At 35.3% G+C, this 13982-nt stretch carries 13 protein-coding genes; 11 read left to right on the top strand and 2 right to left on the bottom strand.

Annotated features, from left to right (window positions below):
- The first annotated feature begins 16 nt into the window (after positions 1-16).
- The 7 genes from MKY26_RS08345 to MKY26_RS08315 all read left to right on the top strand — a co-directional run bounded on the left by MKY26_RS08345 (position 17) and on the right by MKY26_RS08315 (position 9679).
- Positions 17-469 carry a tripartite tricarboxylate transporter TctB family protein gene (locus MKY26_RS08345; protein WP_307313261.1) on the top strand — a complete coding sequence of 151 codons (453 nt, stop codon included), beginning with the start codon at positions 17-19 and terminating at the stop codon, positions 467-469.
- 28 nt (positions 470-497) lie between these two features.
- Positions 498-2003 carry a tripartite tricarboxylate transporter permease gene (locus MKY26_RS08340; RefSeq protein ID WP_095372890.1) on the top strand — a complete coding sequence of 502 codons (1506 nt, stop codon included), beginning with the start codon at positions 498-500 and terminating at the stop codon, positions 2001-2003.
- Between the two features lie 78 nt (positions 2004-2081).
- Positions 2082-3251 (top strand): acyl-CoA dehydrogenase family protein, encoded by a 1170-nt coding sequence (locus tag MKY26_RS08335; protein ID WP_322909521.1) that lies wholly within the window; start codon positions 2082-2084, stop codon positions 3249-3251.
- 27 nt (positions 3252-3278) lie between these two features.
- A complete protein-coding gene (locus tag MKY26_RS08330) occupies positions 3279-4868 on the top strand; it encodes a class I adenylate-forming enzyme family protein (RefSeq protein WP_095372892.1) in 1590 nt (529 codons plus the stop codon).
- A gap of 48 nt (positions 4869-4916) precedes the next feature.
- Positions 4917-6797: an alkyl/aryl-sulfatase gene (locus tag MKY26_RS08325; RefSeq protein ID WP_095372893.1), complete on the top strand. Its 1881-nt coding sequence runs from the start codon at positions 4917-4919 to the stop codon at positions 6795-6797.
- A gap of 95 nt (positions 6798-6892) precedes the next feature.
- Entirely contained in the window at positions 6893-8608 is a 1716-nt protein-coding gene (locus MKY26_RS08320) for a SulP family inorganic anion transporter (RefSeq protein WP_341095360.1), read from the top strand.
- 354 nt (positions 8609-8962) lie between these two features.
- A complete protein-coding gene (locus tag MKY26_RS08315; RefSeq protein WP_095372895.1) occupies positions 8963-9679 on the top strand; it encodes a hypothetical protein in 717 nt (238 codons plus the stop codon).
- Here the strand turns inward: MKY26_RS08315 and MKY26_RS08310 are convergent.
- A complete protein-coding gene (locus tag MKY26_RS08310; protein ID WP_157733954.1) occupies positions 9654-9824 on the bottom strand; it encodes a hypothetical protein in 171 nt (56 codons plus the stop codon). The genes MKY26_RS08315 and MKY26_RS08310 overlap by 26 nt on opposite strands.
- A 148-nt stretch (positions 9825-9972) precedes the next feature.
- On the opposite strand from MKY26_RS08310, the gene MKY26_RS08305 reads away from it, so the two are divergent.
- Positions 9973-10155 (top strand): YozD family protein, encoded by a 183-nt coding sequence (locus MKY26_RS08305; RefSeq protein ID WP_095372896.1) that lies wholly within the window; start codon positions 9973-9975, stop codon positions 10153-10155.
- A 74-nt stretch (positions 10156-10229) separates the two neighbouring features.
- Here the strand turns inward: MKY26_RS08305 and MKY26_RS08300 are convergent, their stop codons facing one another.
- Positions 10230-11108 carry a glycerophosphodiester phosphodiesterase gene (locus MKY26_RS08300; protein ID WP_095372897.1) on the bottom strand — a complete coding sequence of 293 codons (879 nt, stop codon included), beginning with the start codon at positions 11106-11108 and terminating at the stop codon, positions 10230-10232.
- A 185-nt stretch (positions 11109-11293) separates the two neighbouring features.
- Here MKY26_RS08300 and MKY26_RS08295 point away from each other — a divergent pair, with 185 nt between their 5' ends.
- From MKY26_RS08295 to MKY26_RS08285, 3 genes are all read left to right on the top strand, one after another.
- Complete coding sequence (locus tag MKY26_RS08295; RefSeq protein ID WP_095372898.1) at positions 11294-11602, top strand: YodL domain-containing protein; 309 nt, start codon at positions 11294-11296, stop codon at positions 11600-11602.
- Between the two features lie 131 nt (positions 11603-11733).
- Positions 11734-12435 carry a purine-nucleoside phosphorylase gene (gene deoD / locus MKY26_RS08290; RefSeq protein WP_307313278.1) on the top strand — a complete coding sequence of 234 codons (702 nt, stop codon included), beginning with the start codon at positions 11734-11736 and terminating at the stop codon, positions 12433-12435.
- A 309-nt stretch (positions 12436-12744) separates the two neighbouring features.
- The gene (locus tag MKY26_RS08285; RefSeq protein ID WP_095372900.1) at positions 12745-13602 is read left to right on the top strand and encodes a M15 family metallopeptidase; all 858 of its coding nucleotides are present in this window, start codon (positions 12745-12747) and stop codon (positions 13600-13602) included.
- Positions 13603-13982 lie beyond the last annotated feature (380 nt).

The raw sequence follows: 13982 nt of genomic DNA, 5'->3' as shown, positions 1-13982 counted from the left end.
CGAAAGGAGGTTTCGTATGTTCGTTGAGCGCTATTTTGGATTGTTTTTACTGTTTATTAGTATTGTTTTTCTCATCATGTCGTTTGGTTTACAAGTATATTCGACTAATCTGGGTGCGGTTGGAGCAGGCTTTTTTCCACGAATCATTTCCATATTATTATTCCTGCTTCTTTGCTTCCACCTTATGCAGATAATGAGATTAAAGAAAAAAGAGTCAGAAGAAGAAGTCGATAAAAAAATCCGATTTCAACAAGTTTTCATTATCCTCTTTCTTGCAGTGACGATTGGATTATCACACTTCATTGGCATGCTAGCAAGTATAGGGGTGTTTATGTTCACCATTTTAGCATTTGTGCAGAAAATACCTTGGTTTAAAGCGTTTACCTTTACCATTGTTGTTTTGATTTTGATGTATTTGATTTTTGAATTGTGGTTAGATAGTCCGCTACCATTGGGTATTTTTGGATGAAAAATAATTCATTTCTGGGGGTGAGATTTTGTTATCGGAATTATTAACTGGATTTACAACGATGCTTTCAAGTCCAGAAGCAATGCTCTGGTGTGTAATTGGTGTAACTTTAGGCACAATCATCGGTGCATTACCTGGCTTGGGTCCTATTACCGGCATGGCCCTTCTGTTACCTTTAACGTTTAAGATGGACCAGTTAAGTTCTTTAATTTTATTAATGAGTATTTATTTAGGATCGATGTATGGGGGACGGATTAGTTCAATCTTAATCAACGTACCTGGAGATGGTGGCGCCATTGTGACAACATTCGATGGTTACCCATTGGCGAGAAAAGGAAAAGCCGGGTATGCCTTAACATTAAGTGCGATTGCTTCATTTGTTGGGGGCGTTTTTGGGTTTGCGGGTATGGTATTTTTAACCACCATCCTTGCTAGATATGCACTCATGTTTGGACCCACGGAATATTTCTCACTCATCTTATTTACGTTGATTGTAGCTTGTGGGTTAACGCAGAAAAATCCATTAAAACCAATTATCGCTACATTGTTAGGTCTGTTACTATCAACTATCGGAACAGATATGGTTACAGGTGAGGAACGTTTAACTTTTGGCTTTGTGGAATTATGGGATGGAATGAATATCGCTGTCATCGGTATTGGGCTTTTTGGTATTTCAGAAGTACTGTTTAGGCTTGAAGAGAAAGTAACTACAAGAGGGATGAAGACAGATATAAAATTCTCCTCTTTATTTCCAAAAGTAAGTGAGGTTGTTAGTAACACGGGTTCGATGATAAGAGGATCAATTATCGGATTTATCGTAGGGGTTTTGCCAGGACCCGGTGGTCTTCTATCCACGTTTTTGTCTTATACTGTCGAGAAAAAGTTGTCGAAGAAACCTGAGGAATTTGGAAAAGGTGCCCCTGCTGGATTGAGTGGTCCAGAAGCTTCCAATAATGCGTCAGTAGGTGGTGCACTTATTCCTACATTTGCTTTAGGTATACCTGGTTCCGCTTCTGCAGCCATATTGATGGGGGGACTCCTTATGGTTGGCTTACAGCCTGGGCCGCTTTTATTTGAAAATTCTTCAACCATCGTGTGGGCATCATTTGCAGGCTTTTTCATTGCAAATGTATTGCTGTTAATATTAAACGTTGCTTTTGTGCCTGCCTTTGCCTTTTTAATCCAAAAAATTGAACTGTTCCTAGTTCCATTTATTGCTGCATTTTGTTTTATTGGTGTTTATATGATTAATTATAGTTTTTTTGATATCTGGCTTATGATCATTTTTGGACTGCTAGGTTATTTTTTTAGAAAAACGAATTTCCCTTTAGCACCGTTCTTTTTTGCATTTATATTAGGACCAATGCTTGAGGATAATCTTAGGAAAGCAATCTTGACTGCCACAGGTGATTTAACCGTATTCTTTAAAAGCCCGATCTCACTATTTTTCCTAATAGCAACAGCTATCGTTCTAGTACTTCCACATATAAGGAAAAATAAAACAGAAAAAGATTCTTCCACTAAAAACATGTAAATAGGATAAGGAATCGTCATCGTTTGGTTTTATATAAGATGTATATAGATGTCTACACATAATCAGGAGGGAGTATATATGGTGATAACGAGTGAATCACAAGAATTACTTACTAAAATGCGTGACTTTATTTATAATGAGCTACTTCCATATGAAAAAGCAATGAATATTAAGACGGAAGAGGTCATTCCGAACGAAGCTATTCAATGGGTGAGAAATAGAGCCATTGAATTAGGTTTTTATGGGATTACTCTACCACACGAATATGGTGGTCAAAATGTAAGTTTAAAAGAGTTATGTTTGCTAAAAGAAGAACTAGCTCGGTCAGGGTCTGCTCTATGGGGATTTGTTTTAGGTGAAAAAGGCGGTGTCCTTAGAATCGGGCAGATGCTTGAATCATTCACAAAAGAACAGATTGAGAAGTATGTTAATCCATTAATTAGAGGGGAAACGAGTTGCTGTTTCGCTCTAACCGAGCCAGGAGCAGGTTCAGATGCAAGAGCAATCCAAACGACTGCCGTAAAAGATGGAGATGGATACATTTTAAATGGTATCAAGCACTTTATTAGTGCAGCACCATATTCAGATTTTGCTATTGTAATCTGCAAAGAAGTCGTTGAAGAAAAATTTGTTGGCATAACGGCCTTTTTAGTTGATAAAAAAACAAATGAAAAACCGGGTTATGAATTAGGTGAGACACAAATTCCCATTTCAGGAGAACGTGGAACAGGGGAACTGATTTTTAATAATTGTCGAGTACCTTCTGAAAATATTCTTGGAGCATCAGGGAAAGGATTTTTACTTGGAATAAAAAGGATCAGTCAAAATCGAGCCATTTGGGGGGTTACATATATTGGGGTGGCTCAAAGAGCATTAGATTTATCGATTGAAAGAGCAAATGAACGAAAGCAGTTCGGACAGTCAATCGGTGAGTTTCAAGCTATTCAACATATGCTAGCGGATATGGCGACAGAGATTTATGCTGCAAGGTGTATGGTGTACGATGCTATCGACAGAATCGAGAGTGGGGAAGATAATCGAGCAACTGCCTCAATGGTAAAACTGTTTACATCTGAAGTGGCTGGACGTGTGTTGGACAAAGCCGTGCAAATCTTCGGCGGCCAGGGGCTTTTGAAGGGCCATCCAATTGAACAAATGTATCGTACGGTAAGAATGTTTAGAATTTTAACTGGTACTTCTGAAATTCAGAGAAATACAATTGCGAAAGAATTGTTACAGACAAAGTAAAAATAAAATAAAGGATAGGTGATTCTGATGAGTATAGAGACTATTCAAGGTTATATGAATAAAGCATTAAAACGATTTGAAGAGCATCCTGCAGTAACATTCATGTCAACAAATGAAACCTTAACCTACCGTGAATTACGGAAAGAAATAGACAAAATTGCCAGTTTTTTAGTTCATTTAGGTGTAAAAAAAGGGTCGCACGTTGCTTATCTCATTCCAAATAGTATAGAATTCGTTCTATTTAGCCAAGCTGTTGCTCGCTGCGGTGCAACTTCAATTCCAATGGGTGTTAAGTTAGGCGTTCGTGAAGTTGACTTTATTTTAAATGATTCTGATACGGATTTTGTCATTATGGCAACGGAAATGCATATGAAAACAGTATTGAAATATGTAAATGATAAAAAAGAGCAACATCAATCCGTAAAAGTACTGGGATTGGCGGGTTTTAATCTACAATACCCTGAAGAATTTACTACGGTAAGCAGACAAGAGATTCAAAAGGTCGAAAATGTGTCGTCATTCCCAGACATGTTACCTGAGGATATCTCTATGATTTCCTATACCGGGGGGACAACAGGCAGGCCAAAAGGTGTTATGCACTCTCAAGGAGGAAAAGCTGCTGCACTTATTGCGAGCTTCATAGAGTTTCCAATGGATGATCGCGATAAAGTGTTATTAACAACCCCGCTTCAGCATTCAGCGGGAAGTTTAATGCTACGGGCGTTAGCTGGTGGAGCGCATATTTATATTGATAATTTTAAGCCGGATACATTTTTAAAGACGGTGCAAGAAAAAAAGATTACAGTTACATTCACGGTGCCAACTATCATTTACAGAATCATCGACAAAGTGAAAAAGGTGAAATTTGATGTTAGTTCTTTACGAAGCATTCACTACGGTTCTTCGCCAATTTCTTCCGAAAGATTAAAAGAAGCGATGGAGCTGTTTGGACCGGTATTTGTGCAGCAATATGGAGCAACTGAAGCGAACGTTCTTATCACAAGAATGCACAAATTCGATCACGTACGAGCATTAGAGACAGGTGCTAAGTTTCTCCAGAGTTGTGGAAAACCTTGTTTAATGACCGAGATTCGAATAATAGACGAGGAAGGTCAAGATGTTAAAGCATACGAAAAAGGAGAAGTGATTTTAAAATCACCGTACTTAATGGAAGGCTATTATAAAAGGCCCGATTTAACATTAGAAGCAATCAAAGATGGCTGGTTTCATACAGGAGATATTGGACAATTTGATGAAGAAGGTTTTTTGTATATTGTTGATAGAAAGAAAGATATGATCATCTCAGGTGGAATGAACGTCTATTCTGTTGAAGTTGAAAAAGTTGTTAATCAACATCCTTCAGTTGTTATGAGTGCATGTATTGGCGTACCGGACCCAGATTGGGGCGAACTAGTAACAGTTTTTGTTGTTTTACGTGATGGGCTGAAGTGTTCCGATGAAGAAATTATTGAGTTCTGTAAAGCGCGGACATCTAGTTATATGGTACCTAAAAAAGTCTATTTTAAAGAAAATTTACCATTAACTCAAATAGGAAAAATTGATAAAAAAGAATTGAAAAAGGACTTCTGGAAAGATAAAGAAAGACAAATAAATTAAAAAGTATGAGAAATCATATCTCATCTCTTAATCTAGGAGGTATATTAAATGTCAGGTACTGTTCCGACAAGTCATTTATCCAAGCTCCCAAAGAATGCTACTACTGTGACAAAAAAAGCTAACAAGGATTTTTTTGAATCCCTAAATTTTGAAAACAAGCAAGATTATGAAGATGCAGATAGGGGTCTAATTGCTCCGTATGAAAATAGGATAGAAAATTTAAATATCCAAAATCAGCCATCTCCTGAAACTGTAAATCCAAGCTTGTGGAGAAATGTACAATTACAGGCAAAATCAGGTCTTTATAAAGTCGTAGAAGGTGTGTATCAAGTTCGCGGACTTTCGTTAGCTACCGTGATTTTTGTTGAAGGGAAAAGCGGAGTCATTGTCATTGATACTTCATCTAGTAATTCTGCTGCAGATGCGGCCATTGAATTATATTTTAGTTATCGACCTAAAAGGCCAGTTACTGCAATTATCATCAGCCAAAGCCATGCTGATCATTTTGGGGGTACACATTCAATTCTTCAATATGCTGAGACATCCACAATTCCAATTATTGTCCCTGAACATTTTACACAAGAGATGTTCAGTGAAAATGTCCTATTAGGTCCAATAATGTCTAGGCGTGCATCCTATCAGTTTGGTATAGGGTTACCAGTGGGAGAAAAAGGGTTTTTATCCGCAGGCATCGGAACTGTTTTCCACTCAGGTAATGGTTTTGAAATGCCTAATAGAGAAATAAAAGAAGAGATTGAGCAATTAACAATAGATGGTATTAATTTCGAATTCCTGTTAACACCAAATACTGAAGCACCAGCAGAAATGCACTTTTATATTCAGGATTACAAAGTATTATTTGTATCAGAAAATGTTAATAAAACAATGCATCAAATTTATACGATTAGAGGGGCAAAAACTCGCGATACGCTAGAATGGGTGAAGGCAATCGATAAAACCATTGATCTTACTATGAGTAAAGAGATTGATGCTTTAGTCATGGCACATGCCTGGCCAGTATGGGGAAAAGAGCAAGCTTTAGAACATTTAGTATTACAACGTGACCTTTACAAATATATCCATGATCAAACCGTTCGTCTAGCCAATCACGGGTATACAATGGAAGAAATAGCAGAAGAGCTCAAGCTACCTGAGACGTTGGACCAATATTGGGGTAATCGAGGATACTATGGTACTTTAAAGCATAATTCTAAAGGGATTTATAATTTCTATCTAGGATATTATAGTGGCCATCCTTCTGATTTGGATCCACTTCCCCAAGTTGAATCAGGTCAAAAATATGTAAGTTACATGGGTGGCTCTGCTCATGTGGTCAAACAAGCGAAAGCAGATTTTGAAAACGGGCAATATCGTTGGGTTGCTCAAGTATTAAAACATGTAGTGATGGCAGAACCGGACAATAAGGAAGCAAAAGAGTTATTAGCAGACACCTTTGAACAATTAGGATATCAGGCCGAATCAGCTAATTGGCGTAACGCTTATCTTATCGGTGCGTCAGAACTAAGAAATGGGACTAGGAAGAAGGGAGCAATAGCAAAAGGTCATTCGGGAATGATGCTTAAAATGCCGTTTGATGAATTCTTTAAATTACTTTCTGTAAGATTAAATGGTCCGAAAGCAGCAGATAAAAAAATGATCATGAATGTTTCTCTATCAGATGTAGAGGAGAAATACACCATTTATCTCGAAAATTGTGTATTAAATAAGAGAAATAAACTAGATGATAATCCAGATCTTTCATTCATTAGTAATAAGGCAACATTTTATGCGATTGTAAATGGAATCCTTGACCCAAGGGAAGCTGTTACTTCAAACAAACTAAAATTATTTGGAGACCAAACAAAATTGGATGAATTTTTAAACCTACTCGATCATTTTGATCAGTTTATTAATATTGTAACTCCTTAATGGATAGGGCAGAAATGCCCTATTTCTTATCTTAGGCAGTACCAAGGTAATCTCTCTAATCTCATGTATAGAAAGCTCAAAAAGGATAGGTTGATATGTTAGATAAAAAATATAATCCTTTCACTTTGATTAGATCATACAAATTACAAACACTAAAAAAAGATTTCATTTCAGGAATCACTCTTTTTGTCATGCTGGTCCCCCAAGGAATGGCTTATGCGATGTTAGCGGGACTCCCACTAATAATGGGTCTATATGCATCAACCTTACCATTAATCATATATGCATTATTTGCTTCTTCTAGGCATTTATCCGTTGGGCCAACTGCTATAACCTCATTATTGGTTTTTTCAGGTGTATCTTTACTTGAAAAACCGGGCACCTATGAATATATCACTCTTGTAATCTTTTTAGCTTTGATGGTTGGGATTTTTCAACTTCTCTTAGCTGTGTTGAAAATGGGGATGATTGTAAACTATATTTCTCCGTCGGTTTTGGGAGGCTACACCTCTGCTGCTGCCATAATTATTGGATTAAGTCAATTAAAGCATTTATTGGGAATAACATTAGGAACTTACTTACAAATACACCTAATATTTATGGATTTAATCAATGCGATTCCGAAGATTCATTTTTTAACACTTTTGATTGGGGGATGCAGCATTGTATTTTTACTTGTACTAAAAAGAATAAATACTAGAATTCCGGGTGCGTTACTATTAATTGTTTTTTCCATTATAAGTGTCTATGCCTTTGATTTACATGAACGAGGTGTTCAAATTGTCAGAGGGGTACCAAGTGGCTTGCCTATTCCGGTTTTTCCAACAATTACGCTAGATGCAGTTAGGCAATTAATCCTTCCTGCACTTACCATTGCGCTATTAGGGTTTATGGAGTCACTTTCTATAGGAAAAACAATTGCAGAAAAAGAAGGTTATAAAATAAATCCTAATCGAGAGCTAACCGCTTTAGGATTTGCCAATTTTTTAGGATCCTTTTTTCAAATATTACCAATTAATGGTAGTTTTTCAAGGAGTGCAGTAAACTATCAAAGTGGTGGAGTTACACAAATGGTATCCATATTTACAAGCGTACTTGTTATAATTGCCCTCCAATTTTTTACTACTTATTTTTATTATCTGCCTAATGCAGTATTAGCTGCAGTTATCATCGTAGCGGTCTATAAACTAATAGATTTCAAGCAAATAAGGAAATGGTTTAATATAAAGGCAATTGATGGTTGGAGCTGGTTAGTTACTTTTACTGCGACATTAGTTATTGGCATTCAATGGGGAATAGTTATTGGGGTTGTTTTTAATTTCAGCCTTTTATTAATTAAGATATCTAGACCTAGGGTCATAGAAATGGGATATTTAGAAAAGGAGAAAGTATTTCGAGATATAAAACGATTTCCAAATGCAAAAACGCGAGATGATTTGATTATTGCACGAATAGACTCTTCTATACATTTTTCAAATATTTCATATTTAGAGCATAAATTAAATGAGCTTATATTGATAAAACCTAATGCTAAATTAGTCATTGTTGATTTTTCAGGAGTAAATGATATAGATGCACACTCTTTTAAATCCTTAGAAGAAATGATAGAACAATTAAAACATGAAAAGGGGATTTCTATATACTTTGTCGGTATGAAAGGACCCATCAGAGATACGGCAGCAAAAGCAGGATGGACAAAGAAGTTTGCAAAAGAGCTTAGCTATATCTCTATATTACAATTACTTGAAGATAAACAAATAAAGTTTTATGCTCAACGGGAAAGTGGTGATTCTTTTCTATATATGAGGTGAAAGACTGTTCATCACTTGTGAAGAGAGTAAATAGTTATGAAGGCTTTAATCAAAACAGTATAATCTTCTTTTGTTTCCCTAGACGATGAGAAAACAAAAGATAAGAAAAATAGAAATGATGATAAGCTTATAAACTTGAAGTAGATAACAAATAGGTAGTAGTGCAATTCAAAATAGATAAAGAATAAAAAAGCTGAGTGAGGTAAAATCTTATTCAGTTTTTTTGCGTAAATAAACATATGATGAAGATGGCCCTAAAAAAATTTGGACGGCCCTGTATACGAGCGAAAATGCTTTTTCATGCATATACTATCTTAATTAAAAGTCACGACTATATTGGAAAGGATGAGGGCAATGGTTAATCGTAAAAAACCGAAATATGAAGTTGGTGATACAGTCGTGATTACAATTTATGGAACGGTAGGGAAAGTAACAGATGTAAAATGGCTTGATGGTATGTATGTTTATGAAGTGAATAAAAGTGATGGTCTCTATTTGGAGTCAAGTTTACAGCCTCTTTCAGAGTTTGAAGGAGATGTAAGTGATAAGGAGCATGTAGATATTGAGTACCAATACTTTTTTGGGGACCTTGTCCAAGTGAAAGGATATGGTACTGAGATTTTTAAAGTAGTCGGCTTCCGTACCGAGATTTGGCGTTATAAAGAAGATGCATGGGAAGACGTCATTTATGAGTTATCTCGAATATCTGACGGAGAGTGGCTTGAGGCTGGTGAAGAGGAACTTTCCTTATTATCTGATGCCGAACAGGCTGACGAATTTATAGAAAAATTAGGGATGTTGTTTCTTATTAACCAACAAGCATTGAACGAAATAAAGAATTCTGAGGATGTTTGTTATCAAGATGTTGATTCAAATCTAATGGATCGTACTAACGAAGAGAAACAAATCATAGATGGTTTGCTAGACATATATAATGACTATTCTTTTTTGTACAACTTTTTTCAAGATGAAGAATATAAAAAAGCAATGAAAATCATCTTGAAAAAGCTAGAAACCATCACAACAAAAGTAAAAAAAGTTAATCTTACAAAAGATGAAACAGTTGAATAATTGCCACTGACATGACAGGAATGCCTACTAGTAAAACAGCGATGAATAAAAAATGTAATAATCGATCAAATAGTTGTAGACATTTTCCTTCTTCATTATTTATATCTTCTACAAAACGATCGCAGACTGCTGTGAATTTTTCCATCTAATCAACCTTTCAAAACTAGTGATAGAAAATATTTATGTACTTTTACTAGATTTAATGACAAAAGAATAAAAAAATATTTTTCTATTGAAATGTTGCATGTTTCATTAATGTGTCACATACAATTTGTACAAAGGGGGAGTCGCATATGAAGGAAATTGAAGTTTTTATTGATACTGAAGAAATTGCTGAATTTTTCTTTCATGAGTTGACTAAAAGAGGGTTCGTTCCTGTAGAGCAAGAAGTAGATGAATTAGCTGATATTACATTTGAATACTTAATCAAAAAGTGTATTATCGATGAAGATGTAAGTTTTGATTCGGAAGAGTAAGAAACAAGATAAACAAAAACCCAACCAACTATTCATGTTCCTTTATGGAGCTATAGTTGATTGGGTTTTTATATTTATACAAAGAATCTTTCTAATAGTTTATGACCTTCTATAAATGATTGTAGAAATGCATAATATCTATTCTCTTCTCTCCGCTCCAAACTATTCGAAATAATTCCATCTACACCTAATAATTGCATTTGCTTGAACTGTGATGGGGTAACTATCGTCCAGGCATAGATCGTATATCCATAATGTTGTGCTTGTTGAATGAATGAATGTGTTAAATTCGTATAATGAATCGATAAAAAACTAATTTCTGTCTTATACGTATACATTTGAATAAGATTAATAGGCGCGGTTAAGACAAGGCCAATGGGAAAGTCAGGAGCGCGTTGTGTAAATTGCTGTAATGTATCAATATGAAAGGATTGGATTTGTAACATTTTTTCAGGGACACCAGCATTTACAGTTTGTTTTAGCAGAGTTGCCAATTGATCTACAATTTCTGGAGTTTCTGTGCCAGGTTTTATTTCTATTAACAGAACGATCTTTCCAGCAAACTCATCTAACACTTCTTGTAATAATGGAATTTTCTCTTCAGAAAAACGTTGACTGTACCAACCGCCCGCATTGAGTTTTTGTAACTCTGATACTGACATATTTCTCACTAAACCTTCACCATTTGTGGTCCGGTTAACAGATGAATCATGTATGACGACAATTTTTTTATCTTTACTTAAATGGATATCTAATTCGATAACATCAAAACCATTGTTTAGCGCAGAATGAAAGGCGGCCATTGTATTTTCAGGTGCTGAAGCAACGTCTCCACGATGTGCAATTTTTGTATAGTTTTTGTATGGGAATACCCAATGTAATGAGCTGCATATGATGGAAATACAAACAAACAACAAAAAGAATTTATGGAAGTGAATCTTCTCTCGTTTCAAATTATCCCTCCCTTTTGTACCACCACTATGTTTAATACTAGTTTATGAAAGAAAAATAAAATTGTAAGCGTTTTCATAATAAAATTTCTCTTTAATCGACAAAAATAGGCGAATTTCTTTGAAGGAAATAAACGTAGAAAAAGCTAATATATTGTTTAAAATAATCATTTATTGGAGGGGTATATATGATCAAGACTTTTGTAAAACCAAGAACAAAAGAATATGATGTTACCATTTTTCAAACTCCAAAATATAGAGAAACTCGGGGCTATCGAGAAGTTTATCGAACACTTATTGAAGGTGCAAATCATGAAGAATGTTTATCAACTGTATTTAAGCAATTTAATGTCCTTGATCGCATGCCGTTTGATTTCCAAGGGAGGTTTTTATCAACGGGAGATATTTTATATATTGATGAAGGGAGAAGAGGGCAATATTATTATCAATTAAAGTCGGGTGGTTGGGCCTTAGTGAACCGAATAATGGTTAGGTAATAAAATGTTTGTTCATATTTATCTATATGAATGGTATGTAGTGAAAAACTTAGCTTCCCCTTTTCATTTCCATCATCACTCATCCTATGCTATATTTTAGATAATGAACGATTAATAGATGGAGGAATATGATGAGTGTACATATTGGAGCAAAAGAACATGAAATTGCAGAAACAGTTTTACTACCAGGTGATCCATTAAGGGCAAAATATATTGCAGAAAACTTTTTAGAAGATGTAAAGTGCTATAATGAAGTCCGCAATATGTTTGGTTATACAGGCACTTATAAAGGTAAAAGAATATCTGTTCAGGGTACTGGAATGGGCGTTCCTTCCCTTTCTATTTATGTGAACGAACTGATTAATAGTTATAATGTAAAAAACTTGATCCGTGTTGGTACATGCGGAGCCATCCAAAAAGATGTAAAAGTAAGAGATGTGATCCTTGCGATGACTGCTTCCACGGACTCACAAATGAATCGTTTAACTTTTGGTGGAGTTGATTATGCACCAGCAGCTGATTTCGATCTATTGCGCAGAGCTTATGACAGTGGGGTAAGTAAAGGATTGGAATTGAAGGTTGGGAATGTTTTTACAGCTGATATGTTCTACAATGATAATGCTGAACATGAAAAATGGGCACAGTACCAAATTCTTGCTATCGAAATGGAAACAGCAGCACTTTATACGTTAGCAGCTAAGCATGCAAGAAAAGCTCTTTCTGTCCTTACAGTGAGTGATCATATTATTACTGGTGAAGAAACTACATCTGAAGAAAGACAAACGACTTTTAACGAAATGATTGAAGTAGCATTAGAAGCAGCAATTTCATAAATCGTACATGTTAGCGAGTGATTATTTTTTCATAGTCACTCGCTTTTCTTTTGCCTTAAGGTAAAAGTTAAAGCAGATGTACATCCGTATGAAGGGAAGTATTTTATGAAGACATCTTTTCTAAGAATTGTTATTTCCCTCGTTTCTCTAGTGAATCTGTAGCTACTTAAAGTGGTCCTCTTCTCATTTGTTATTGGTAGAATCACTAATAGTAAGGTTCATAGATTATGCCTTTCTCTTCTTTCGCAATTTATTATATAAAGTGTTATGATAGACGTTGACATAAAGAAAGAGAATAGGGGAAAAGTAATGAAGAAAGTACTTGCAGGAACAGTTACAGTTGCTCTTTTTCTTGGAGGCTGCAGTCAATTAGATCCTTATTTAGAAAAAATACCTTTTCTATCTAATTCGGAACCAACTTCAGTAGATGAGCCTGTAGAAAAAGAAGAGGACAATCAGCAAGAAACAGAAAACAATCCAACTGAACAACCTCCCGAACAAGATGAACAAAATGAAGATGACCTAACATTAGCTTCTCAATTTTTTAATCAAATTGAAGATGTGGATGGAAAACCAACAATAGCAAACCCAACAAACTTGATGGTAATGGTGAATAAAGACTTTGCTTTACCGGCAGATTATGCTCCTGAAGATCTTGTTCGTGCAGATGTTGAATATTCTTTCGGAGATCAAGATATTGAAAAAAGTTACCTTAGAAAAGAAGCCGCAGATGCATTAGAAGAATTATTCTCTGCAGCTAAAAAAGAAAAAATAGCGTTATTTGCTGTTTCGGGGTATCGTTCATATGATCGGCAGGAAGCAGTTTTCCAAGCAGAGGTAAATAGCGTAGGTGAGGAAAAAGCTTCAGAAGCAGTTGCTCTACCTGGAAGTAGTGAACATCAAACAGGATTAGCGATGGATATTTCAAGTCCTTCAGTCGATTACACGTTAACTCAAGATTACGAAGATACAACAGAAGGTAAATGGCTAAAAGAGAATGCACATAAGTACGGCTTTATTTTACGTTATCCAAAAGGTAAAGAAGAAATAACAGGATACAAATTTGAACCTTGGCATTTTCGCTATGTTGGAAAAGAAGCAGCGAAAGTCATTTTTGAGAAAGATCTAACATTAGAAGAATACTTTGAGTCTGTAAAAGAAATTTAAGTACGCTTCTTCATAAAAATGTACCAAAAAGCGATTAATGGAATAATAGGGAAAAGAAAAAAGTATTGAAAAAAATGATCAATACGAAATAAATAACAACTCAATGGCAGGAATAAAACGAAACTTAATAATGCTTGAACATAAGAATGATTAAATATTCCTGAGATAAGAAAGATAATAGATAAAGCAAAACAGCACCATAGTAATATACCAGGAATCATGCATTCATTCTCCTTTCATCATTTATGTAATGATTATGTGGGGTTTGGGGAAATTAGAAGTGAACAAATGAGATTCACTTTGTAGAAGAAGACTTTCCCCATTTAATCGATACATAATAAAAGAAGCTTGAATTCTTGAGATGAAAGGAATACATAAGA

Source organism: Cytobacillus sp. FSL R7-0680 (genome assembly GCF_038009245.1).
In the GTDB taxonomy this organism is placed as follows: domain Bacteria; phylum Bacillota; class Bacilli; order Bacillales; family Cytobacillaceae; genus Cytobacillus; species Cytobacillus kochii.
The sequence above is the reverse complement of the archived record's forward strand: the minus strand, read 5'-3'. Positions and strand labels throughout refer to the sequence as shown.